The sequence below is a fragment of the Roseicitreum antarcticum genome (assembly GCF_014681765.1).
Lineage (GTDB): Bacteria > Pseudomonadota > Alphaproteobacteria > Rhodobacterales > Rhodobacteraceae > Roseicitreum > Roseicitreum antarcticum.
The window spans coordinates 755,690-780,911 of sequence record NZ_CP061498.1; the positions used below are offsets into that span (position 1 = coordinate 755,690).

A 25,222-nucleotide genomic window follows, 5' to 3' on the forward strand; every position below is an offset into this window, starting at 1 on the left:
GACTTGGGTGGTGAATTGCGGAGATGGCTGACTCGACGTGCGTCCGGGCTCATTTCGGCGCGTCCAGTTTAGCGGGGTCGAAATCGGGGCCGGGGATAAGTTCAACGCCATCTTTCGACATTCGGACTTCTACACCCATTTCACCCAAACTAATTTTCAGTTGATCGAGTCTGGAGAAATCTCGGTCTGAAAGTGCCTTCATTCGCTCGGCATTCATCATTGTCTCTGCTTTCGCAAGAGACAATCCTTGTCTGCGTTTTCGGGTTGAAAGTGAGATCAATGGGATTCCCAGAGCCTCAACACTCAAGATGAAATCAAGCCGATGTGAGAATTGTTGAGTCGCCTCAAGGTTAAGAAATTCTGAACTGTTATCCAGAAATCTTCCAAGTTTCTTCAGTCTCGTGAGTGCTCTTGAAGTGTTCAGATCGTCACTGAGTGCCGCAACAACTTCAGCGTCGATTCTAAATTCTGCGCCTTCTCCAAGCCTCGCGGCAGCCAAAACTTCAGGGTCAGTTGAAAATGTGGTTGCCCACCAATCCAACGTTTCTCTCGCCTCCCGCGCCTTCTCCTCGGTCCAATCCATCGGCTTGCGATAATGCGTCGACAGCATCACAAACCGGATCACCTCGCCCGGCCAGCCCTGATCCAGCAAATCCTTCACCGTGAAGAAATTGCCCAACGACTTGGACATCTTCTTGCCGTCCACTTGCACCATCTCATTGTGCAGCCAGACATTGGCAAAGCCCGCCTCAGGATGGGCGCAGCACGATTGGGCGACCTCGTTTTCGTGGTGCGGAAAGGCAAGGTCGATGCCGCCGCCGTGGATGTCGAAATGATCGCCGAGCAATTCATGGCTCATGGCCGAGCATTCGATGTGCCAGCCCGGACGGCCCTTGCCCCAGGGCGACGGCCAACCCGGTTCATCATCCGCCGAGGGTTTCCACAGCACGAAATCCATCGGATCGCGTTTATACGGCGCAACCTCGACCCGCGCGCCGGCGATCATGTCGTCCAGCGACCGGCCCGACAGGCGGCCATAGTCCGGGTAGGCGCGCACGTCGAAAAGGACATGGCCCTCGGCGGCATAGGCGTGGCCGCTGTCCACAAGCCCTTCAATCATCTTCACCATCTGGGGTATGAATTCAGTCGCGCGCGGCTCATGCGTGGGGCGCAGCGCGCCGAGCGCGTCCATATCGGCGTGGTACCAGCCGATGGTCTCATCGGTCAGGGCGCGGATGATGGTGTTCAGATCGCGGGTATCGCCGTCCTCCTGCATCTGCCGCGCGCGGGCGTTGATCTTGTCATCCACATCCGTAAAGTTGCGCACATAGGTGACGTGATCCGCGCCGTAAACGTGGCCGTGGCGCAGCAGGCGGAACAGCACGTCAAACACCACAACGGGCCGCGCATTGCCCAGATGCGCGCGGTCATAGACCGTGGGGCCGCAGACATACATCCGGACATTATCCGGGTCGATCGGCGTGAACGGGTCTTTTTTCCGGGTCTTGGAATTGTGCAGACGGATCTCAACCATGGTGTCCTCAAAGGCATGCGCGCGCAATGCGGCGGGACGATCAGCAATGGTTGATTAAGAAAACACCCCTGATCCCGCCGCGTGGCTCAGCAAGTAATACAAATGCAGATGATGCGGGTGGTGTTCATGGGCAATATCATAACGCGGGCCGCGCGCCCTGCCAAGCCCGAATTCGGCAGGGCGCGGGCGCGCGGGTTGTGCACGCAGTACGGCTGCACGCCATAACGCCCCGCTATTCGGCGGCGAATTTGCGCGGGTCCAGCAGGGATTTGAGGTAATGGCCGGTGTGGCTGCCCTCGACCGCGGCAACGGCCTCGGGCGTGCCGACAGCCACGATCTGACCGCCGCCGTCGCCCCCTTCAGGCCCGATGTCGATCACCCAATCGGCGGTTTTCACCACGTCCAGATTGTGTTCGATCACCACCACCGTGTTGCCCTGTTCAACCAGTTCATGCAGCACTTCCAACAGCTTGCGCACGTCTTCAAAATGCAGGCCGGTGGTCGGCTCATCAAGGATATAGAGCGTGCGGCCCGTGGACCGCCGCGCCAGCTCTTTCGACAGCTTCACGCGCTGCGCCTCGCCGCCCGACAGCGTGGTGGCCTGCTGCCCGACCTTGATATAGCCCAGACCGACGCGCATCAGCGCATCCATCTTTTCGCGGATGGAGGGCACGGCCTGGAAAAAGCCCTGCGCCTCTTCAACCGTCATCTCCAGCACGTCGGCGATGCTTTTGCCTTTGAACAGAACTTCGAGGGTTTCGCGGTTGTAGCGCGCGCCCTTGCAGGTCTCGCAGGTGACGTAGACATCGGGGAGGAAATTCATCTCGATCTTCAAGACGCCGTCGCCCTGACAGGCCTCACACCGCCCGCCCTTCACGTTGAAGCTGAAGCGCCCGGGTTTATAGCCGCGGGTTTTCGATTCCGGCAGGCCCGCGAACCAGTCGCGGATGGGGCCGAACGCGCCGGTATAGGTGGCGGGGTTAGAGCGCGGGGTGCGGCCGATGGGGCGCTGGTCGATGTCGATCACCTTATCAAGGTGTTCCAGCCCCTTGATGGTTTCACACGGCGCGGGCGTCTGGCGCGCCCCGTTGAGACGCATGGAGGCGGTCTTGAACAAGGTCTCGATGGTCAGCGTCGATTTGCCGCCGCCCGATACGCCGGTGACGCAGACGAATTTACCCAAGGGGAATTCGGCACTCATATCGCGCAGATTGTTACCTGTGGCTTTTACCACCTTGATTTTCTTGCCATTCCCCTTGCGTCGCACGCTGGGCACCGCGATCTGGCGCGCGCCCGAGAGGTATTGCCCGGTGACGCTGCCCGCATCAGCCATCACCTGCGCGGGCGTGCCGTGGCTGACCACGCGACCGCCATGCACACCGGCACCCGGACCGATGTCGAAGACGTAATCCGCCTCGCGGATCGCTTCCTCGTCATGTTCGACCACGATCACGGTATTGCCCTGATCGCGCAGGTTTTTCAGCGTGGTCAGCAGGCGGTCGTTGTCGCGTTGATGCAGCCCGATGGAGGGTTCATCGAGGACATAAAGCACGCCCGTCAGCCCCGAGCCGATCTGGCTGGCCAGCCGGATGCGCTGCGATTCACCGCCCGACAATGTGCCCGCGCGGCGCGAGAGGGTGAGGTAATCAAGGCCCACGTTCACCAGAAAGCCGACCCGTTCGCGGATTTCCTTCAGGATGGCGCGCGCGATCTCATTCTTCTGGTTCGTCAGGTGGTCGGGAACCGATTGCACCCAATCGTAGACCTCGCGGATGGATTTATCGACCACTTCACCGACATGCAGCCCGCCGATCTTCACGGCCAGCGCCTCGGCCCGCAGGCGGTGGCCGCCGCAGGTCGCGCAATCGCGGTTGTTTTGATATTGCTCAAAATCCTCGCGCACCCAATTGCTGTCGGTCTCGCGGTAGCGGCGTTCCATGTTGGGGATCACGCCCTCGAACGCGCGGGTGACGTTGTAGATGCGCCCACCCTCATCGTAGCGGAAAGGCAGTTCCTCGCCGTTTGAGCCGTAGAGCAACACCTGATGCACATGCGGGGGCAGATCTTTCCACAGGGTTTTGGGGTTGAATTCATAATGCGCCGCAAGCGATTGAATCGTTTGCAAAAAGTACGGTGTCTTGCCCTTGCGCCAGGGCGCAATCGCGCCATTGGCCAGCGTCAGTGCGCCGTCGGGCACCACGAGGCGTTCGTCAAAGAACAGCTCTAACCCCAGCCCGTCGCAATCCGGGCAGGCGCCGAAGGGCGCGTTGAAGCTGAAAAGCCGCGGCTCGATCTCGGGGATGGTGAAGCCCGACACCGGGCAGGCGAATTTTTCGGAAAAGGTGATCCGCTCTGCCACGCCGTCTTCGCCCGCATCGGCCATTTCCAGCACGGCGATGCCATCGGCAAGGTCCAGCGCGGTGCGCAGACTGTCAGCCAGCCGGGTCTCCAGCCCGGTGCGCACCACCAGACGGTCCACAACCACGTCGATGTCATGGCGGAATTTCTTGTCGAGCGTGGGCGGTTCGTCCAGTTCGTAGAATTGGCCATCGACCTTCACACGCTGGAAGCCCTGTTTGCGCAGTTCCAGAAATTCCTTGCGATACTCGCCCTTGCGGTCGCGGATGATCGGCGCAAGCAGGTAGGCGCGCGTGCCTTCGTCCAGCCCCATGACACGGTCGACCATGTCCTGGACCTGCTGCGCCTCAATCGGCTTGCCGGTGGCGGGGGAAAACGGCGTACCCGCGCGGGCAAACAGCAAACGCATGTAGTCGTAGATTTCGGTGACCGTCCCGACGGTGGAACGCGGGTTCTTGCTGGTGGTCTTCTGCTCGATGGAAATCGCAGGCGACAGGCCGCTGATATGGTCCACATCAGGCTTTTGCATCATGTCGAGGAACTGGCGCGCATAGGCCGACAGCGATTCAACGTAGCGGCGCTGCCCCTCGGCGTAGATGGTGTCAAATGCCAGGCTGGATTTGCCCGAGCCCGACAGCCCGGTGATGACCACCAGTTGATCGCGCGGAATATCCACGTCGATGTTCTTGAGGTTGTGTTCGCGCGCGCCGCGCACCTCGATGAACTTCTGTTCCGCCATTTGCGACCCCCGGGGCTTTGATCTGAGGGCACAGATAAGCGTGTGGCGCCGAGTCTCCAACCCGAAAATGTGAACGAAGGGTGAATATGTGCCCCAGTAGGCAGATAAATGTCAGATCATGGGCTTTGGCGGGATGGAATAGGTGATGCCCGCGCGCGCCACCGGGTCAGACAGCCCTTCGGAATGGATCAACGCGTCGCCCACCGCCAGCACGCGGCCCAGTTTCAAAAGCCGCGCAACGCAGATCAGATCCGCCCCGGCGGCAGGTTTGCGCATGAAGTCGATGGCGCAATTCGTGGTCACCGCCAGCCCCTGCGGCCCGATCATCGCCAGCACCGCAAGGTAGATCGACACATCGGCCAGCGCAAACATCGATGGGCCCGACACCGTGCCGCCGGGGCGCAGGTGGTGGTCCTGCACCCGCAAGGCAACGCTGACGCGCATCGGCGCAACATCAATGATGCGGAAGTCATGCGCGACCTGTGGAAACTCTGCCGCCAGAAAAGCGCTGAGTTCCGTTGCGTCCATCTGTAGCTGCATGGCCTTCCCCCGTGTGACCTTTGCGGGTTAAGGTTCCGCAAACGGCGGAAGGGCGCAAGATGCAAGACAGTATTCTGACCTGTGACGTAGCGGCGGGTGTGGCCGTTCTGACCATGAACCGGCCCGAAAAGCTGAACCCGCTGTCGGATGCGATGCTGGCCGCGCTGGAGGCGCAACTGGCCGCGATTGCCGCCGATGCGGCGGTGCGCGTGGTGGTGCTGCGTGGGGCGGGCAAGGCGTTCTGCGCGGGCCACGACCTGCGTGAGATGCAGGCGGGGCGCGCCGCGCCAGACGCGGGCGCGGCCTACTTCGCCGACCTGTTCGACCGCTGCGGCGCGGTGATGCAGATGATCCCGGCAATGCCGCAGCCGGTGATCGCGCAGGTGCACGGGATCGCGACTGCCGCGGGCTGCCAGCTTGTGGCCTCGTGCGATATGGCGGTGGCGGCAGAGGGGACGCGGTTCGGCGTCAACGGGGTGAATATCGGCCTGTTCTGTTCCACCCCCATGGTAGCGCTGACCCGCAATCTGGCGCGCAAACAGGCGTTCGAGATGCTCGTGACGGGCGATTTCATCACCGCTGAGCGCGCGCGCGAAGTCGGCCTGATCAACCGTGTGGTGCCCGAGGGCGAACTGGAAGCCGCGACGCAGGCGCTGGCCGCACAGGTGGCGGGCAAACTGGGCGCGGCGGTGCGCATCGGCAAGCGGGCGTTTTACGACCAGATCGCGATGAACCTTTCGGATGCCTATGCCCATACGGGCGCCGTGATGGTCGAGAACATGTTGCTGTCCGACACCGATGAGGGGATCCGCGCGTTTCTGGAAAAGCGCCCGCCGGGCTGGACGCAGCAAGGCTGAGGTGTTTCGATGAGTGCCTTGATTTTACGGGGTATTCAGGGGAACGCCGGTTTGCGCAGCAGGGTTCGCGCATTGCGTGAAGGTGAAGCGTCAGGCCTTTTGAATTAAACGGTATTTTCCCCATGCCTGCGGGTCAGCGCCAGTGCCAGCCCCAGCGCCAGCAGCGCCGCCGCAAAGGCCGCCGCGATCAGGGCCATCGGGCCGATCCCGTCAAACAGCAGCGCCGCGAACAGCGGGGCCACCGCCATTGCGCCCTGCGCCGGGATCGACAACATGCCGTTGATCGCGCCAAAGCCCGCCTGGCCCAACGTCTCGGCCACCATGACCGGGCGCAAGATCGTCATGATCCCAAGTGCGGCACCCTGCAACAGCGCGAAGGCCAGCACCACAACCGGCGACAGCCCCACTGCCAGCAGCATAAGTGCGGCCACCACCTGCGCCCCCGTGACGATCAGCGCAGTGCCGCGCGTGCCGATCCGCCCGTCGTACCGGAAAAGCACAAGGCGCCCGATGGTCTGCGCCACCCCCACGCTGGAGGCCGCAGTGACCGCCCACGTCAGCGCCACGCCCTGCGCGCTCAACAGCGGCACCATGAAGGCGACCAGCATCCAATGGTTCAGCGACAGTGACGCAAACAGTGCGGCCAGCCCCCAGAAGGCCGGGCGGCGCAGGGCAATGGCGGGGGCGGCGCGCCCCTCGGCCAGGCTGGCAGCGCTGGGTTGCGGCGTGCCCGCCCGGATTGCGCGGGCCGCAAGGAAGTGCAGCGGCACCATGACGCAGAGCACCGCGCCCGCCGCCACCAGCACCGCGCCGCGCCACCCCAGCGCACCTGCCAGCGCCGCCCCGGTGGGAAAGGCAATGGTCGAGGCGAAGCCCGCAACCAGCGTCACCCGCACGATGCGCGGGCGCGCCTGCGCGCCGAACCGGCGGATCAGGAAGGCAAAGCATACGTCATAAAGGCACGCGGCATGCGCCAGCCCGATCACTACCCAGGCGGCGATGTAGTGCGCGGGCGTGGTGACCTGCGACAGCCCGATCAGCGCCACCCCGCCCAGTGCGGCGCCAAAGGTCAGCATGTAGACCCCCAGGCCCCGGTCGACCATCCGCCCGGCCAGCGGTGCCAGCACCGCGCTGAGCGCGACCGACACCATGGGACCCAGGGCGAAAGTGGTCTTGGACCAGCCCAGATCCCCCTCCCATGACAAGATCAACGCCGCGAAGATGTAGGCGAACGCGGCATAGCCCAGCGTCTGCCCCACCGCCAGTGCCCAGACGGGCCATGCGGCGGTGCCTGCGGCGGGGTGTGTCGGTGTGGGGGGCATATGTGGGACGGGCTCTTGAACTGCGGGGTTTCGGTTGCCCGGTTTCGGGGGCCCGGTTTTGGGGCCGGGTTTTGGGGGCCGGTATCAGACGGGCGCGCGGCGAGGCCAAGGCGAGGCTGGCGCGATCCCCGGGCAGCCAACATCAGCGGCCCGGGATGGTCAATGAGAAAACACGACATAACTGGTTTTCTCGTTTTTTAATGCCGTGTGCAGCGGGACCAGACCGGCGTGGCAGGCGGCCTGCCCGGACCCCGAGACCAGCGGCCCGAATCCACACGCCCTGAATCCAGACGCCCTAAATCCACATGGCCCGCATCCACACGCCCCCCATCCACACGCCCCGGCACCACCGGCCCTCACCCTGACCGCGCGGATTCCCACAGCCCCGATTCCCGCAGCCCCGATTCCGACAGCCCCGATTCAGGTCCCGCCCGATCCCTCGACGCGGCCTCCGCCGCCCTGCCCCGCAGCCACCCGTGGCATCGCGGCCACAACTTCCGCTATGACCGGCTTGTTACCCCGGCGGCGTTGTATTTCGTGCAAGGGTCTGGCAAGGCCAGTTCAAGTTTTTCACGTTCGAGGATCACGCGCCATGAGTTCAGTTTCCAAAACAGCTTTCGCCGCAGCGGCGGCCATGATGCTCGCGTCCGGCGCCGCGCATGCGCAATCAGCGCCCGCGCTGGAATTTTCGGTCTATGGCGGTGGCGCGGTGGGTCCGGCCTATCCGGGCAGCGACGACTACGATGTCTCGCCCGGGCTGGGGCTGTCGTTTGGCTATCTGTCGCTGCGCGGCTTTCAGTTTGGCGCCGTGGGTGGCGCGTCCTTTGCGCCGGGGCTGTCGCTCAGCCCGTCGGTGAATATCCGGGGCGAGCGTACTTCGGCGGATCATGCCGATCTGGCGGGGCTGCCCGATGTGGACCGCGCCTATGAGCTGGGCCTGCGCCTGTCGTATACCACCGAGGACTGGCAGGTTTTTGGCGCGGTGCGGCGCGGTTTCGAGGGGCATACCGGCATTGTCGGCGAGATCGGCGGTAATGTGATCTACCGCCCGAACGAGCAATGGACCCTGAACATCGGGCCGCGCGCCACCTTTGGCAACGCTGCCTTTACCGACACCTATTTCGGCGTGGCCCCCGGCGGCGCTGTGCTGGCGACGCCCTACACCGCTGGCGGCGGCATCGTCTCGACCGGGTTAGAGGTGGGCGCGCAATACCGCATCAACCGCGACTGGGCCGTGGAAGGCGCGGTCAGCTATTCGCGGCTGCGCGGATCGGCGGCGGATTCGCCCATTTCGCGGGCTGGATCGTTGGATCAATACGGCGCCAGCATCGGCCTGCGCCGGTACTTCCGCATCGGCGGCTGAGGGCGGGGCGCAGACGCGCCCAACGCCGCTCCCAACGCGGCTCCTTGTGATTTGGTCACATTTCACAAACCCGCGCTATCACAGACAAAAGGCGCCCCGGATCGGGGCGCCTTTGTTGTTTGAGCGATTGGGCCCGATGAAGGGCCAAGGCTGGCCCCTGACCCTATTCTGCCGCTTCCTGATAGCTTTCCAGCGGCGGGCAGGTGCAGATCAGGTTGCGGTCGCCGAACACGTTGTCGACCCGGCCCACGGGGGGCCAGTATTTGTCGACGCGGAAACTGCCTGCCGGGAAGCAGCCCTGTTCGCGCGAATAGGGACGAGTCCAGTCGGCGACCAGATCCTCGACCGTGTGGGGCGCGTTTTTCAGCGGGTTCTCGGCGGCGTCCATACGGCCGGTCGCGACCTCTTCGATCTCAGCGCGGATGTTGAGCATCGCTGTGATGAAGCGGTCAAGCTCGGCCTTGGTTTCCGACTCGGTCGGCTCTACCATCAGGGTACCTGCGACGGGCCAGCTCATGGTGGGGGCGTGGAAACCGTTGTCGATCAGACGCTTGGCGATGTCATCCACCGTGATGCCCGCATCCGCGAAGGGGCGGGTATCGAGGATGCATTCATGCGCGATGCGGCCCTGGCGACCACGGAACAAGATGTCATAGGCGCCTTCCAGCCGTTTCGCGATGTAATTGGCGTTCAGGATCGCCACGCGGGTGGCCTGTGTCAGCCCCGCGCCGCCCATCATCAGGCAATAGCCCCATGAAATCAGCAAGATCGAGGCAGAGCCATAGGGCGTGGCCGAAACCGGGCCTTCGCTGCCCGTGCCTGCTGCCGGATGGCCGGGCAGGTATGGGGCCAGATGCGCCGCCACACCGATCGGCCCCATGCCGGGACCGCCGCCGCCATGCGGGATGGCGAAGGTCTTATGCAGGTTGAGGTGGCTGACATCGCCGCCGATCTCACCGGGTTTCGACAGGCCGACCATCGCGTTGAGGTTCGCGCCGTCGATATAGACCTGCCCGCCGTGGTCATGGGTGACCTTGCAAACCTCGTGCACGGTTTCCTCGAACACGCCGTGAGTCGATGGGTAGGTGATCATGCACGCGGCCAGCCGGTCGCCCGCCGCTGCGGCCTTGGCGCGGAAATCATCGAGGTCGATATCGCCATTTGCCGCCGATTTCACCACGACCACCTTCATGCCGCACATCTGCGCCGAGGCCGGGTTGGTGCCATGCGCCGAAACCGGGATCAGGCAGATGTCGCGCTGCCCCTCACCCTGCGCGCGATGATAGGCCTGAATGGTCAGAAGCCCTGCATATTCGCCCTGCGCGCCGGAATTGGGCTGCATCGACATGGCAGCGTAGCCTGTGATCTCGCACAATTTATCCGACAGATCGACCAGCATCTCGGCGTAGCCTTGCGCCTGATCTGCGGGCACGAAGGGGTGCAACGTGGCGAAGGCGGGCCAGGACAGTGCCATCATCTCGGCCGCGGCGTTGAGTTTCATGGTGCACGAGCCCAGCGGGATCATCGCGCGGTCCAGCGCCAGGTCGCGGTCCGACAGGCGGCGCATGTAGCGCATCATTTCCGATTCCGCGCGGTTCATGTGGAAAATCGGATGGGTCAGATATTCGCTTTGCCGGATCAGCGCATCGGGAAAGCCGATATCTTGTGACGGCGTTGCCGTATCGTCGATCCCGAAGGCGGCAAGCACCCGCGCGATCACCCCCGCGTCGGTCGTCTCATCCAGCGAGATGCCGACATGGCGCGTGCCGATGCGGCGCAGGTTGACACCTTGCGCGCGGGCGGCCGCCAGAATGCCCGCCTGCCCCACGCCGACCTCTACGGTCAGGGTGTCGAAGAACGCATCGGGGCTGACCGCCGCGCCCGCAGCGCGCAGTGCGCGCGCCAGTGCTGCGGTGTTGAAATGGATCCGTTCCGCAATGGCGCGCAGCCCCTGCGGGCCGTGGAAGACCGCATACATCGAGGCCATGACCGCCAGCAGCGCCTGCGCGGTGCAAACGTTCGAGGTCGCTTTTTCACGCCGGATATGCTGTTCGCGGGTTTGCAGCGACAGGCGGTAGGCCTGATTGCCGCGCGCATCCACCGACACGCCGACGATGCGGCCCGGCATCGCGCGTTTCATCTCATCACGACAGGCCATGAACGCGGCATGCGGCCCGCCATAGCCCAGCGGCACGCCAAAACGCTGGCTGGAGCCGACGGCAATATCGGCCCCCATCGCGCCGGGTTCCTTCAGCATCGTCAGGGCCAAGAGGTCCGTTACCATGACCGGCACGGCCTTTGCCGCCGTCAGCGCGGCGCATTGCGCCGAGAAATCACGCACCTCGCCATAGGTGCCGGGGTATTGGAAGATCCCGCCAAAGACGGCGGCGGCGTCCATGTCATCGGGGTTGCCCACGATGACCTCGATCCCCAGCGGCGCGGCACGTGTCTGCATCACGGCAATGTTTTGCGGGTGGCAGTTTTCATCGACGAAGAAGCCCTTGGCCTTCGATTTCGCGACGCGCTGCGCCATGGTCATCGCCTCGGCGCAGGCAGTGGATTCGTCGAGCAGCGAGGCATTGGCCACCGGCAGGCCAGTCAGGTCGCTGACCATGGTCTGGAAGTTCAGCAACGCCTCTAGCCGGCCCTGCGCGATCTCGGGCTGGTAGGGGGTATAGGCGGTGTACCACGCGGGGTTTTCAAAGATGTTGCGCTGGATCGCGGGCGGCGTGATGGTGCCGTAATAGCCCTGCCCGATCAGGCTGGTCATGACCTTGTTCTTTGCCCCCACGGCACGCAGTTTTGCCAACAGCGCGCCTTCCGACAGCGGCGGCCATGCCAACGGGTCGGCCTGCCGGATGCTGCCCGGCACCGTTTGATCAATCAGCGCATCAAGGCTGTCGACCCCCAGCGCCGCCAGCATCTGCGCCATTTCCGACGGCGAAGGGCCGATGTGGCGGCGGTTGGCGAAGTCATAGGGATCATAGGTCGTGGGCGTATAGGGCATGGAATGCTCCGGTTGGGCGGTGGGGCAACGGTGTGGCCTTAAGGCGCGCGGCGCGGACCCTGGCAGTGCAGGGCCGCGCGGCGCAGGGGCTTGAAATGGTGCTCAGCGGCAGGGGTTCAAGCGATGAAATCCTTGTATTCATCTTCGGTCATGAACTCATCAAGGACCGAAAGATCGTCGATCTTCAGCTTGAAGAACCACGCATCGCCCGCCGGGTCTTCATTGACCAGCGACGGCGTGGCGCTGAGGTTGTCGTTGACCTCTACCACCTCGCCGTCGAGCGGCGCGAGGATGTCGGACGCGGCCTTGACGGATTCGATCACGCAGACCTCATCCCCTTTGGCGACCTGGGTTTCCAGCTCTGGCAGTTCGACGAATACCACGTCGCCCAATTGCTCGGCGGCGTGTTCGGTGATGCCTACGACGACCAGATCGCCCTCCAGGCGCAGCCATTCGTGATCTTCGGTATACTTCATGAGGCCCTCTTGGCTCTATGGGGTTATCGTTTGAATTGTGCGGGGCGAAACGGCAGCGCCGCCACGACCACCGGCATGCGCTTGCCCCGGACCTCACCGTAAAGGCGGGTGCCCGGGGTGCAAAGTGATTCCGGCACATAGCCCATGGACATCGGTGCCTGAAGCGTGGGGCCGAACGCGCCTGAAGTGACATGGCCCACGGGATCGGCGGCGGTTGTGTCAGCAAAAAGCGCCGTGCCTTCGCGCATCGGCGCGCGGGTTTCGGGCAGCAGGCCCACGCGGCGGCGAAGCGCACCGTCCGTCAACTGGGGCAAGATCACATCGGCACCGGGAAAGCCGCCTGCGCGCGCGCCATCCGTCCGCCGGGACTTCTGGATTGCCCAGTTCAGCGCAGCCTCTACCGGTGTTGTGGTGATGTCGATGTCATGGCCATAAAGGCACAGGCCAGCCTCCAGCCGCAGGCTGTCGCGCGCGCCAAGGCCAATGGGGGCGACGGCCTCAAGCGCCAGCAAGGCGCGGGCGAATTCCACGGCATGGCTGTGGGGAACCGAGATTTCAAAGCCGTCCTCGCCCGTGTAGCCCGAGCGCGAGATCCACAGGTCGGCACCATCCCACGCATGCGTTGCCACATCCATGAAGCGCATGTCGGCAACGGCGGGAATCAGGGTCGCCAGCGCGCCCTCGGCGCCCGGACCTTGCAGCGCCAAGAGCGCGCGGCCGCTGTGTTCGGTGACGGTGATCCCGGGCAGGTTTGCGCGCATGTGGGCGATGTCATCGGCCTTGCACGCAGCGTTTACCACGACGAACAGGTGATCGCCGCGGTTGGCAACCATCAGATCGTCCAATATCCCGCCCGCCGCATCGGTGAACATCGCATAGCGCTGCCGCCCGTCCTTCAGTTCCGCCAGCGCCACCGGCACCAGCCGCTCCAGCGCCAGCGCGACATCGGGGCCGTGCAGCGTGACCTGCCCCATGTGGCTGACATCGAACAAACCGGCCTGCGCACGGGTGTGCAGGTGTTCGGCCATCACGCCCATAGGATATTGCACCGGCATGTCATAGCCGGCAAAGGGCACCATCTTTGCGCCCAGTTCCACATGCAGGTCATGAAAGACCGTGCGCCGCAAGCTGTCGGACATGAAAGCCCCTGTCATCTGGCCGGGCATATTCCGGCACTGTACGGGCAGGAAACTGCCTGCCGTTCAGTGCCCCCTCTGTCCTTGCGCCTGAGATCGTTATCCCTTCGGCGGGCCTGATGGCCACTCTCCAGAGTTGTCGTGTCAGGACCGGTCCTTTTGCCTGAGAGTTTACCGGGGCGGTTGCTCCTTCGGCCCTGTGGGCAAAGCCACAGTGTCTCCCAATCCTGATGAGGTTTGGTAGCGAATGGGTTTGCGCCGCGCAAGGGGCAATATGCCGCGCGCCGGTCCCCGGCGTGCCGGGTGCCGCTTTATGCGCCACCTGCCCCCCTTGCAGCAGCGTGAAAGCTGAGGCAGACATGGGGGATGAGTGATCCTTTCTTCTTTGGCTACGGCAGCCTCGTGAACCGCGATACCCATGTCTATGCGCGTGCCCACCGGGCGCGGGTGCAGGGCTGGCGGCGGGCCTGGCGGCATGTGGCCCCGTTCGAGCGCGCTTTTCTGACCGCCGTGCCCGCGCGCGGCGCGGTGATCGACGGGCTGATTGCCGCGGTCCCCGGCGCGGACTGGGCGGCGCTGGATGCGCGCGAAACCGGATATGCCCGCCACCGCGTGGCCGAGGGGCTGGCGCATGAGGCCGGGCATGACGTCTCGGCCGAGATCTACGCCGTGCCGCTGGACACCAGCCGCCCGGCCAGCGACGCGCATCCGATCTTGCTGAGCTATCTGGATGTGGTGGTGCAGGGCTATCTGCGCGAATTCGGGGCGGAAGGCGTGGCAGGCTTCTTTGCCACGACCGACGGCTGGGAGGCCCCGGTGATGAACGACCGCGCCGCCCCGCAATATCCGCGCCACAAGCTGCTGCATGAGGCCGAGCGTGATCTGGTGGACCAGTACCTGACACAGATCGGCGCGCGGGTGATCCCGGGTTAAGCGATGTGGCGGGCTGAAGTGCATGATGCACCCTGCCCTGCTTTGTGGTGTTGGCGGGATGCTTTTTGATCGCATTCAGGACCTGTGCTTCCCCTGTCTTTCAGGGGAAATCCTTATGCGATGCGCGCACTGGCTGAGGCCACGCGGTGGCCTCTCAGCACATGGACGGGCCCCCAAAGCCCCCGGCATGCGCCCGCCCCGCCACCAGCGCGCGCCGGCCTTCGGGTGTTCCGGGTGACACGGACGGGGTGCAGCGTGACACGCACGGGCGGGGAAAGAGCGGCGCTTTTCCTGATCCCCACCCGGGCGCGGGGGTTCTTACGGTTCTAAAAGAATGACTTTCCCAGCCGGAGCCGGTTGCTCATGAAGGCAGGTAAGAAGCGAGTTCCCCCCCGAACAAGGTTCAGAGCCGTTTCAACTGCCCCCGCTGAAGCCGCCTGACCCCAGGGACCAGACGGCTGTTTCATGCGATCCTTGCGTTAGCCGCGCAGGGTGCCGCCGGTGGCCTTGTTGACCTTCTCGATGATCCTGGCGCTGGCCGCCTCGATCTCGGCTTCGGTCAAGGTGGCGTCGCGGGGTTGCAGGCGCACCGTGATGGCGAGGGACTTCTTGCCATCGCCCATCTGCGCCGCCGCGCGTTCACCGGTGAACTCATCGAACAGCCGCACACCGTCGATCAGCGCCTTGTCGGCACCAGCGGCGGCGTTGATCAGCGTCAACGCCTCGACCCCGGCATCCACGACGAAGGCAAAGTCACGTTCGACCGCCTGCAAGCTGTTGGCCGCCAGCGCCGGGCGGGCAAGGCTGCGCGTCTTTGGCAGCGGCGGGTTTTCCAGCAGCACGGTAAACGCCACCGCAGGCCCTTTGACATCCAGCGCCTTGAGCACCTTTGGATGCACCTCGCCAAAGGTGGCGAGCACCAGTTTCGGGCCAAGGGTCATCTGGCCAGCGCGGCCCGGGTGGAACCATGCGGGCACGTTGCGCCCGATCTGGACGCGCGCGGGGGCCTTGATCGCGGCCAGAACAGCCTCGGCATCCGCTTTGGCGTCGTAGACATCGGCGTTGCGGCGGCTGCCATAGGGATCGCGCGGCGCGGTCGCACCGACCAGCAGGCCCGTGGCCTGCAGATGCTGATCGCCCGGCTCACCGCCCGTGAAGGCAGGCCCGACCTCGAACAAGGCCAGATCCATCGCACCGCGCGCCTGGTTGCGGCTTGCGGCCTGCAAGAGGCCAGGCAGCAGATCAGGGCGCATGTGGCTCATCTCGGAGGAGATCGGGTTGTCCAGCCGCACGGCATCATCACCGCCGCCAAACAGCGCCGCCGACGGCCCGTCGATGAAGCTGTAGGTGACAGATTCGTTATAGCCCAGCGTAGCGAGCGTGCGGCGCGCCAAGATCTCGCGCTGTTGCACGAGCGTCAGCACGGGTTTGGGCACACCGGCCTGCGTGCGCGGCAATGGCTTGCCCACCAGCTTCGTCAGCGATGCGATGCGCGCGACCTCTTCCACCAGATCGGCCGAGCCCAGAATGTCGGGGCGCCAGCTGGGCGGGGTGGCAGAGGTATCGTCCACGGTGAAGCCAAGCGCTTGCAAGCTGGCGCGTTGTGTCGCCGCGGGGATGTCCATGCCCACCAGCCGCACCACGCGCGCCGGGTCGAACGGATAGCTGCGGGTGGTATCGGGGACAGCGCCGGCCTGTGCGACATCCGACGCGGTGCCGCCACACAGATCGAGGATCATCCGGGTGGCAAGCTCCAACCCGTCAAGGGTGAAGGCCGGGTCGATGCCGCGCTCGAACCGGTAACGCGCGTCCGAGTTGATCTTCAGCGCGCGGCCCGTGGCGGCGATGGTGATCGGGTCCCAATAGGCGGATTCGAGGAACACATCCACGGTATCTTCGCCACAGCCCGACGGCGCGCCGCCCATGATGCCCGCGATGCTTTGGGGGCCTGAATCATCAGAAATCAGCATGTCGCCCGTGCGCAGGGTGTAGGTCTTGTCATCCAGCGCGGCCAGTGCCTCGGTGCCCTGCGCGGCATGGACCCGCAGCCCGCCGGTCAGCCTGGCCGCGTCGAACACATGCAGGGGGCGGTTCTGATCGAAGGTGAAGAAGTTGGTGATATCGACCAAAGCCGAAATGGGACGCAGCCCGATGGCGCGCAGCCGCTGTTGCAGCCACGCAGGCGACGGCCCGTTGCGTACCCCCCGGATCACGCGGCCCGCAAACAGCGGACAGCCACGCGCCCGCACATCAGCGTCAATGCTGACGGGCACGGGACACGGAAACTCACCCGGGACCGCCGTCACGCTGAGGGGTTTGAGCGTACCCAGCCCCCGCGCCGCCAGATCGCGTGCAACACCGCGCACCCCAAGCGCATCGGGGCGGTTGGGGGTGATCTTGATGTAGATCATCGGATCATTCAGGCCCGCATAGTCGATATAGCGCACACCCAAAGGCGCATCTTCGGGCAGCTCGATAATGCCGTCATGGGCGTCCGACAGCATCAGCTCACGCTCTGAGCACAGCATGCCGTTGCTTGCCTGCCCCCGGATCACGCCGGGTTTCAGGTCCACCCCGGTGCCGGGCACATGGGTGCCGATGGGGGCAAAGACGCCCACCAGCCCGGAGCGCGCATTGGGCGCGCCGCAGACGACCTGCACCTCCTCCGATGCACCGTCGGGGCCATTTGGCCAGGTTGCCACGCGGCACAGGCGCAGGCGGTCGGCATCGGGATGTTGCGCCGCCTCGATCACGCGGGCGATGGTGAAGGCCCCAAGGGTGGCGGCGGGGTCGCTGACTTCTTCGACCTCCAGCCCCAGATCGGTCAGGGCATAAAGAATGTCGTCCAGCGGTGCTGCCGTTTCCAGATGATCTTTGAGCCAGGAAAGGGTGAATTTCATCGGGCCGTCCTTGGGTAAATATCAGTTGCGACAGCGGTAAACGAAACCTGCGCGAAGGAAAAGCAGGTCTGTGCATTTTCGCGGCCTGCAATGGCGTGCCGGAAAGACGGCGCGGGTGGAATGCGCCGCGCAGGCCACCGCCGCCCTGCCCGCAAAACGAAAACACCCGCCGTCCGGTGTCGGAGGGCGGGTGTCTTGCAACGGGCCGTCGCGCGATGCTTCCTAGCGGCGTGCGGGCGTGTCGTCGTTATCTTCGTCGTCTTCATCATCCTCATTACCCGCCTTGTCGTCTTCGGGCAGGTTGAAGAAGCTGTCGGCATCAGAGTAATTGGCGGTGTCGCGCTTTTCCTCAGGCTCGGACAGGGTGAAGTTTTCCAGCCCGGCAATAGACGACGGCATCTTGGGCTCTGGCTCCATGCCCAGCGATTGTTCGGTCGAGACCAGTTTGCGACGCTCATCATCCGACATGACCACGCCTTCGGCAGCGCGTTTCTTGGCGGCTTTCTGTACCTCGATGTCCAGTTCGGACTGACGGCACAGCCCCAGCGCGACCGGGTCGATCGGCACCAGATGCGCGATGTTCCAATGCGTGCGTTCGCGGATCGCCTGAATGGTGCTGTTGGTGGTGCCCACCAGCTTTCGGATCTGCGCATCGGCCAGTTCGGGGTGGAATTTCACCAGCCACAGGATCGAGGCCGGGCGGTCCTGACGCTTCGACAGCGGCGTGTAGCGCGGGCCGCGGCGCTTTTCTTCGCCAGCCGCAGCGGGGTTGTGCTTCAGCTTGATGCGATAAAGCGGGTCTGCCTGCGCTTTTGCAATCTCGGATTCGTCCAGCTGGTTGTGCGCGAGGGGATCGAACCCCTTCACGCCGGTGGCCACGTCACCATCGGCGATCCCTTGAATCTCCAGCTCATGCAGGCCGCAGAAATCGGCAATCTGCTTGAAGCTCAGCGTTGTATTGTCAACCAGCCAGACCGCGGTTGCCTTGGCCATCAAGGGTTTTGACATCGGATTACTCCACATTCTATATCGACGCAGACGGGCCTGCGAACACTTCTTTCCCGCGCCGGGAAAACGGCTGCAAGGCGGTCCTTGCGTATCCTCGCTTTCGGGGAATGGCGGGGTTATACGCGCAGAGTGGAAAAGAGGAAAGCAAAAATGCGCGAGCGCATGATGGTGTTTCATGGCAGGGGGGCGTTTGCGTGCCTGGCGCTGGTGCTGTGTGTGGTGCTTGGTGCGGCGGCACGCGCCGAGACGCGGGCACAGGCTGACGCAGATGGGTTTGATTACTACGTTCTGGCGTTAAGCTGGACACCGTCTTGGTGCGCGCAGACCGGCGATGCGCGCGACGATGCGCGGTGCGACGCGGGGGCCGGGCTGGGCTGGCTGGTACATGGCCTCTGGCCGCAACATGACGCTGGCGGCTGGCCGGAATATTGCGCAACGACCGCCGCCCCACCGCGTCGCGACCAGATGGCGGCGATGACCGACATCATGGGATCTGCTGGCCTTGCACGGCATCAATGGGACAAGCACGGGCGCTGCGCGGGCGTGGACGGGGCGGCCTATTTTGACGCGACGCGGCAGGCCTTCGGCGCGGTGACAGTGCCTGACCTGTTCGAGCGCATCACCCGCGACCTGCGCGTACCCGCCGATGTGATCGAAGAAGCGTTCCTGGAGGTGAACCAGCGCTTCACCCCCGACATGATGACGGTCAGTTGTCGCGACGGACGGGTGCAGGAGCTGCGGGTCTGTCTGACGAAAACGCTGGCACCGCGCATCTGCGACGCCCAGTTGCGCGCCCGAGCCTGCCGCGCTGACGGCGTTTCACTGCCACCGCTGCGCTGAGGGGCAGGCTGACCCCAAAGTGCGCCCTGCCCCACGCCTAGCCTGAGGTCGAGATCACATGCGCATGGCCGGTCCGGTCGCGCTGCATCATTTGGCGGGCGACGGTGGTCAGCGCCTCGTTCAGGCGTTCGGTTTTCAGCGGTTTGGTCAGGCAATCGTCAAAGCCTGCCTCCAGATAACTTTGTACCTGGTGCGACATGGCATTGGCGGTAAATGCCACGACCGAGGTGCGCTGCAGGCCCAGACTTGCCTCGCGCGCCCGGATGGCCTGCAAGACCTCGACCCCGTCCATCCCGGGCATGGAGATATCGAGGATGACCAGATCGAACGTCCCTGCGGTAAAGCGTGCCAGCGCCGCGTGCCCGTCTTCGACCATGACCGCGCTGGCGCCAAGCTGCGCAAGCATCGCGCCCAGGATCATGCGATTGGTGCGGTTGTCATCGGCAGCAAGGATGCGCATGCCGCGCAAAAGTTCATTGCGCTGGCCGGAAGTGGTCTCGCTCACGGCAAGCGGCGTGTCCTGCGCCATGGGCAGCGGCAGGGTAATCAGCACCTGGGTGCCAACCCCCTTGGTGCTGCTCAGCGTCACCTCACCATGCATCATGCCCACCAGCCGCTTGACGATGGCCATGCCCAGCCCGGTGCCGCCATATTTGCGGCTGATGCTGCTGTCTGCCTGGCTGAATTCTTCGAACACGCCAGCCAGTTCGGGCGGCGACATGCCGATGCCGGTGTCAGTGACCCGGATGATGACGTCGCCGCCCAAGGGGGCCTCGAATGCGACATCGACGCGGCCCGCGCTGGTGAACTTGATCGCGTTGCTGATGACATTGTGCAAGATTTGCAAGATGCGGTGGCTGTCACCCATGCGGGCCGTCCCGCAGCCCGGCCCGGTGGTGACCGAGAACGACAACTGCTTGTCCGACGCCTTCAGGGTATGCACCATTTCCACCCGCTGCGCGAGGTCGCTCACCGAGAATGGCACCGATTCAAGGTCCAGCGAATCGGCCTCGATCTTGGACATGTCGAGAAGGTCGTTGATGATGCTCATCAACAAGCCGCCCGAGTCGTGCAAGATGCCCACCATCCGCTTTTGATCGGGGTCACTGATGATGTCGTCCAGCACTTCGGCAATGCCCAGCACACCGTTGAGGGGGGTACGCATTTCGTGGCTCATCTTGGCCAGAAACTGCGATTTCGCGGTATTGGCGCGGCGCGCTTCCTCAAACGCGGCTTCGCGAGCCAGTTCGCTTTGCATCACCTGGGTGATGTCGTTCATTGCCCAGACGACGCGCGTGATCTCGCCATCGGCATCCAGCACGGGTGCGGCGTTGAGCGACATGTAGCGCAGTCCTTCGGGACAATGCAGCGCCCAGCGGATGTTTTCCACCGTGCGGCCCGTGCGCATCACGACGTTGAAGGGCAGTTCATCCTCGGGCACCGGCTTCATGTTGATATTGGTGAAGCGCCAGCGCGGGTCGTCATGCTTTCGGCCCAGCAGTTCATCGCTGGTCACGCCCAGCACGCGTTCGCCCATGTCGTTGATATAGATCGCCGTGCCGGTCGCATCATAGACGCAGATCCCCAGCGCGCCGGTGGTCAGGATGCTTTCCAGAAACGCGCTTTGCGCGGTCAGCGCCGCCTGCGCGCTGGCCACAGCCCGGGTGCTTTCCCGCCGCCGCAAGACCGAGTTCACCACATCGGTGACCGAGCGCAGCAAATAGATCTCGCCGGGCAGAAATTCGCCCGCAACCTCGACCCCGTCAAACCCGACGAACCCCGTCAGCTTGCCATCGGGCAGCATTGGCACGATCAGCAGCGACCGGATGCCCTGCATTTCCAGTGTCTCACGCTCGACCGAGCCTTCGGGCAGTTCGTGCACATCGGGCAGGTGCAACACCTCACCAGCCTGAAGGCGCGGTCCCAACGGGCCATATGCCTCCAGCGGCAGCTCCTGCAACTGGTCGATCACCGGCTCGATACCTTGAGCACACCATTCATGGGTGTTCTGGGTCATGTCGCCAGTGACTTCGAAGACATAAGCGCGGTCGCGTTTGCAGAAGGTGGCGATCCGGGCAAGCGCCTGGTCGATCTGGGTGTCGATATCGTCAATCGGCGCGCGCAGCAGGTTGTTCAGTACATCCACGACAAGACCCTGAATGCGCGTCAGACGCGCCTCATTCGTCAAGTCCAACATTTCTTGTCTTTCGCCTGCCATCGCATTTCCTTGGGGGCGGGGGTGCTGCGCGTTTGCTGCGGGCGCCGCACCTGAAATTTAGATAGCACGACGCCAACGCCGAGCCGCTGACAGGATGACCCTGAAATCAACTCAGAACCTAGCGCAGCCGGATCGCTGCGCCAAGCCTTCATATTTGCTCAATCAATTGCGTGACATCAAGAGCCGCCTCACCGACCCCCACTGGCCCCGCCCACTGGCCGCGCGCCCCGGTCCATTCCGCCAAAGTCGCGCCCGGTGGCACGGGCGTCTGCCAGATCGGGGCGATATTGGCTTGCACCGGCACCGCCCTTGATTATAACCCGCAGCAATTTGCACAGGGTCCGCACCGGGGCCTGTCTGCGCGTGGAAGTCAAAGGGGATAGTGATGCCGAAAAGAACCGATATCAAGTCAGTCATGATCATCGGCGCGGGTCCCATCGTGATCGGTCAGGCCTGCGAGTTCGATTATTCCGGCGCCCAGGCCTGCAAGGCCCTGCGCGAGGAAGGCTACCGCGTGATCCTTGTGAACTCCAACCCTGCCACCATCATGACCGACCCGGGGCTGGCCGATGCGACCTATATCGAGCCGATCACCCCCGAAGTTGTCGCCAAGATCATCGAAGCCGAACGTCCCGACGCGCTGTTGCCCACCATGGGCGGGCAGACCGGGTTGAACACCAGCCTTGCGCTGGCCGACATGGGCGTGCTGGAAAAATTCGGGGTGGAACTGATCGGCGCCAACCGCGCCGCCATCGAGATGGCCGAAGACCGCAAATTGTTCCGCGAGGCGATGGACCGGATCGGACTGGAAAACCCCAAGGCGACGATCATCGCCGCGCCGAAACTGGCCAGCGGCAAATATGACATCAGCGCCGGCGTCGCCGAGGCTATCGCCGCCATCGAATATGTCGGCCTGCCCGCGATCATCCGCCCCGCCTTCACGCTGGGCGGCACCGGCGGCGGCGTGGCCTATAACCGCGACGATTACGAACGCATCTGCCGGTCGGGGCTGGAGGCCTCGCCCATGGCGCAGATCCTGGTGGATGAATCGCTGCTGGGCTGGAAAGAATTCGAGATGGAGGTGGTGCGTGACCGTGCGGATAACGCCATCATCATCTGCGCGATTGAAAACATCGACCCGATGGGCGTGCATACCGGCGACAGCATCACCGTGGCCCCTGCCCTGACGCTGACCGACAAGGAATACCAGATCATGCGCAACGGCTCCATCGCCGTGCTGCGCGAGATCGGTGTGGAAACCGGCGGGTCGAACGTGCAATGGGCGATCAACCCCGCCGATGGCCGCATGGTGGTGATCGAGATGAACCCGCGGGTGTCCCGCTCTTCCGCGCTGGCGTCGAAGGCAACGGGGTTCCCGATTGCCAAGATCGCGGCAAAGCTGGCCGTGGGCTACACGCTGGATGAGTTGGACAACGACATCACCAAGGTCACACCGGCCAGCTTTGAACCGACGATCGACTATGTCGTCACCAAGATCCCGCGTTTCGCGTTCGAGAAATTCCCCGGCTCTACCCCCGATCTGACCACCGCGATGAAATCGGTGGGCGAGGTGATGGCCGTGGGCCGTACCATCCACGAATCCCTGCAAAAGGCGCTGGCCAGCATGGAAACCGGGCTGTCGGGTTTCGATGAGATCGCGATCGAGGGCGCGCCGGACCGCGCCGCCGTGGTCAAGGCGCTGAGCCGTCAGACACCGGACCGGCTGCGCATCATCGCGCAGGCCATGCGGCACGGGCTGTCGGATGACGACATCCAGCATGCAACCTCATTCGATCCGTGGTTCATCGCGCGTATCCGCGAGATCGTCGAGACCGAGGCCGAGGTGCGCCGCAACGGCGTGCCGGTCACCGTGGGCGCATTGCGGCATCTGAAGATGATGGGTTTCACCGATGCGCGACTGGCGCAACTGACCGGCCGGGAAGAGGGCCAGGTTCGCCGTGCCCGGCGCAATCTGGGCGTCAATGCGGTGTTCAAACGCATCGATACCTGCGGCGCAGAGTTCGAGGCACAGACGCCCTACATGTATTCCACCTATGAAATGCCGATGATGGGCGAGGTGGAATGCGAGGCGCGACCGTCCGACCGCAAGAAAGTCGTCATCCTGGGCGGCGGTCCCAACCGGATCGGTCAGGGCATCGAATTCGATTATTGCTGCGTCCATGCCTGCTATGCGCTGACCGATGTGGGCTATGAGACCATCATGATCAACTGCAACCCCGAAACGGTGTCCACCGATTACGACACCTCGGACCGGTTGTATTTTGAACCGCTGACGCTGGAACATGTGCTGGAAATCCTGCGGGTCGAACAGGAAAACGGCACGCTGCATGGCGTGATCGTGCAGTTTGGCGGGCAGACGCCGCTGAAACTGGCCAATGCGCTGCAAGATGAAGGCATCCCGATCCTTGGCACCACCCCCGACGCCATTGATCTGGCCGAGGACCGTGAGCGGTTTCAGGCGCTCTTGAACAAGCTGGACCTGCGCCAGCCGCATAATGGCACCGCCCGGTCGCGCGATGAAGCGTTCGCCGTCGCCGCCGAGGTCGGCTATCCGCTGGTCATCCGCCCGTCCTTTGTGCTGGGCGGCCGCGCGATGGAGATCATCCACGACGACGCCCAACTGGAACGCTATATCCGCGAGGCCGTGCATGTGTCGGGCAAGAACCCGGTGCTGTTGGACAGCTATCTGTCCGGCGCGATCGAGGTGGATGTGGATGCGCTGTGCGACGGCCACGCCGTGCATGTCGCCGGTATCATGGAGCATATCGAGGAAGCGGGCGTCCATTCGGGCGACAGTGCCTGCTGCCTGCCGCCCCATTCGCTGGATGCCGCCACCGTGGCCGAGTTGAAGCGCCAGACCGAGCTGATGGCCCGCGCGTTGCATGTTGTCGGCCTGATGAACGTCCAATTCGCGATCAAGGACGGCGAGATCTATGTGTTGGAGGTCAACCCCCGCGCCAGCCGTACCGTGCCCTTCGTCGCCAAAGCCACCGACAGCGCGATTGCCACCATCGCCGCGCGGCTGATGGCGGGGGAACCGCTGTCGAACTTCCCGCTGCGCGCGCCCTATGCGAAGGGCGTCGGCCCCGACACGCCGCTGCCGCTGGCCGATCCCAACACGCTGGCTGATCCGATCACGCCCTGGTTCTCGGTCAAGGAAGCGGTGCTGCCTTTTGCCCGCTTCCCGGGCGTCGATCCGCTGTTGGGCCCGGAAATGCGGTCGACCGGCGAGGTCATGGGCTGGGACCGCAGTTTCGCGCTGGCTTTCCTGAAGGCGCAGATGGGCGCGGGCGTGGTACTGCCCGAAACGGGCCGGGTGTTCGTATCGGTGAAGGACAGCGACAAATCCGACGCCCTGGCGCAAGCCAGCCGCGACCTGAAAACGCTGGGCTTCGAGATCGTGGCAACACGCGGGACGGCTTCATGGCTGAAAGAACAGGGTGTGGCAACCACCCATGTCAACAAGGTCTACGAGGGGCGTCCGAATATCGTGGACCGGCTGAAGAACGGCGACATTGATCTGGTTTTGAACACCACGGCGGGCACGCAGGCGATCAACGACAGCCGCGACATCCGCCGCGTCGCGCTGATGGACAAGATTCCGTATTTCACCACCGCCGCGGGTTCTATCGCCGCTGTCGCCGCCATGCAGGCGCGCAACGAGGGTTACGGCGTGCGGACCCTGCAAGGTTGAGGCATTGGGGCGCGCCGGGGAACCAGCGCGCCCGCCTCACCCAATGCGTGAAGATCATCGCGCATGCATCTGATTTATAATGATACTTTGGAAAATATGGTTCGACGGGCAACTGGCGGCCTGCACCGGTTTGGGCGATAAACCTCTGATTGTCAGATGTTTTCGCGAAAAGACGCAAAAGCCTCTTCACAAGCGGACTGAGGGCAGCTGCGTATCCCGTTGAAAAGGCGCGCAATGCTGACCTGCCAGGCGGCCCCCTTCATGCAAAGCATGAGG

General features: G+C 64.0%; 15 protein-coding genes and 1 riboswitch. Of the genes, 5 read left to right on the forward strand and 10 right to left on the reverse strand.

Going from position 1 to position 25,222, the window contains the following annotated elements; all coding sequences use genetic code 11:
* Positions 1–49: 49 nt before the first annotated feature.
* The 3 genes from cysS to H9529_RS03495 form a co-directional block, all read right to left on the reverse strand.
* Positions 50–1,534 (reverse strand): cysteine--tRNA ligase, encoded by a 1,485-nt coding sequence (gene cysS, locus H9529_RS03485; RefSeq protein WP_092889950.1) that lies wholly within the window; start codon positions 1,532–1,534, stop codon positions 50–52.
* Positions 1,535–1,766: 232 nt separating this feature from the next.
* Positions 1,767–4,631 carry an excinuclease ABC subunit UvrA gene (gene uvrA / locus H9529_RS03490; protein WP_092889838.1) on the reverse strand — a complete coding sequence of 955 codons (2,865 nt, stop codon included), beginning with the start codon at positions 4,629–4,631 and terminating at the stop codon, positions 1,767–1,769.
* Between the two features lie 111 nt (positions 4,632–4,742).
* Positions 4,743–5,171, reverse strand: coding sequence for a PaaI family thioesterase (locus H9529_RS03495; RefSeq protein WP_092889835.1), 429 nt, complete (start codon positions 5,169–5,171; stop codon positions 4,743–4,745).
* A gap of 59 nt (positions 5,172–5,230) precedes the next feature.
* Here H9529_RS03495 and H9529_RS03500 point away from each other — a divergent pair, with 59 nt between their 5' ends.
* Positions 5,231–6,028 (forward strand): enoyl-CoA hydratase, encoded by a 798-nt coding sequence (locus H9529_RS03500; RefSeq protein WP_092889832.1) that lies wholly within the window; start codon positions 5,231–5,233, stop codon positions 6,026–6,028.
* Positions 6,029–6,132: 104 nt separating this feature from the next.
* On the opposite strand, the gene H9529_RS03505 is transcribed toward H9529_RS03500, so the two are convergent.
* Entirely contained in the window at positions 6,133–7,350 is a 1,218-nt protein-coding gene (locus tag H9529_RS03505; protein WP_092889829.1) for an MFS transporter, read from the reverse strand.
* 592 nt (positions 7,351–7,942) lie between these two features.
* Between H9529_RS03505 and H9529_RS03510 the strand changes: the two genes are divergently transcribed.
* The gene (locus tag H9529_RS03510) at positions 7,943–8,713 is read left to right on the forward strand and encodes a MipA/OmpV family protein (protein WP_176847124.1); all 771 of its coding nucleotides are present in this window, start codon (positions 7,943–7,945) and stop codon (positions 8,711–8,713) included.
* A gap of 163 nt (positions 8,714–8,876) precedes the next feature.
* On the opposite strand, the gene gcvP is transcribed toward H9529_RS03510, so the two are convergent.
* From gcvP to gcvT, 3 genes are all read right to left on the reverse strand, one after another.
* Positions 8,877–11,720, reverse strand: a complete 2,844-nt coding sequence (gene gcvP / locus H9529_RS03515) for an aminomethyl-transferring glycine dehydrogenase (RefSeq protein ID WP_092889823.1) — start codon at positions 11,718–11,720, stop codon at positions 8,877–8,879.
* Between the two features lie 116 nt (positions 11,721–11,836).
* A complete protein-coding gene (gcvH, locus tag H9529_RS03520) occupies positions 11,837–12,196 on the reverse strand; it encodes a glycine cleavage system protein GcvH (protein WP_092889820.1) in 360 nt (119 codons plus the stop codon).
* Between the two features lie 23 nt (positions 12,197–12,219).
* Positions 12,220–13,335, reverse strand: a complete 1,116-nt coding sequence (gene gcvT / locus H9529_RS03525; RefSeq protein WP_092889818.1) for a glycine cleavage system aminomethyltransferase GcvT — start codon at positions 13,333–13,335, stop codon at positions 12,220–12,222.
* Between the two features lie 138 nt (positions 13,336–13,473).
* Positions 13,474–13,566, reverse strand: a riboswitch (glycine riboswitch).
* A gap of 132 nt (positions 13,567–13,698) precedes the next feature.
* Here gcvT and H9529_RS03530 point away from each other — a divergent pair.
* Positions 13,699–14,265, forward strand: a complete 567-nt coding sequence (locus tag H9529_RS03530; protein ID WP_092889815.1) for a gamma-glutamylcyclotransferase family protein — start codon at positions 13,699–13,701, stop codon at positions 14,263–14,265.
* A 479-nt stretch (positions 14,266–14,744) separates the two neighbouring features.
* Here H9529_RS03530 and pheT read toward each other — a convergent pair whose 3' ends face one another.
* Entirely contained in the window at positions 14,745–17,165 is a 2,421-nt protein-coding gene (gene pheT / locus H9529_RS03535; protein WP_092889812.1) for a phenylalanine--tRNA ligase subunit beta, read from the reverse strand.
* 222 nt (positions 17,166–17,387) lie between these two features.
* On the reverse strand, positions 17,388–18,173 hold the full coding sequence (locus H9529_RS03540; protein WP_092889809.1) for a DUF1013 domain-containing protein: 786 nt from the start codon (positions 18,171–18,173) through the stop codon (positions 17,388–17,390).
* Between the two features lie 150 nt (positions 18,174–18,323).
* Between H9529_RS03540 and H9529_RS03545 the strand changes: the two genes are divergently transcribed.
* Entirely contained in the window at positions 18,324–19,013 is a 690-nt protein-coding gene (locus H9529_RS03545) for a ribonuclease T2 family protein (protein ID WP_223814279.1), read from the forward strand.
* 37 nt (positions 19,014–19,050) lie between these two features.
* Here H9529_RS03545 and H9529_RS03550 read toward each other — a convergent pair whose 3' ends face one another.
* Entirely contained in the window at positions 19,051–21,210 is a 2,160-nt protein-coding gene (locus H9529_RS03550; RefSeq protein ID WP_176847122.1) for a hybrid sensor histidine kinase/response regulator, read from the reverse strand.
* A gap of 406 nt (positions 21,211–21,616) precedes the next feature.
* On the opposite strand from H9529_RS03550, the gene carB reads away from it, so the two are divergent.
* Positions 21,617–24,946, forward strand: coding sequence for a carbamoyl-phosphate synthase large subunit (carB, locus tag H9529_RS03555; protein WP_092889803.1), 3,330 nt, complete (start codon positions 21,617–21,619; stop codon positions 24,944–24,946).
* Positions 24,947–25,222 lie beyond the last annotated feature (276 nt).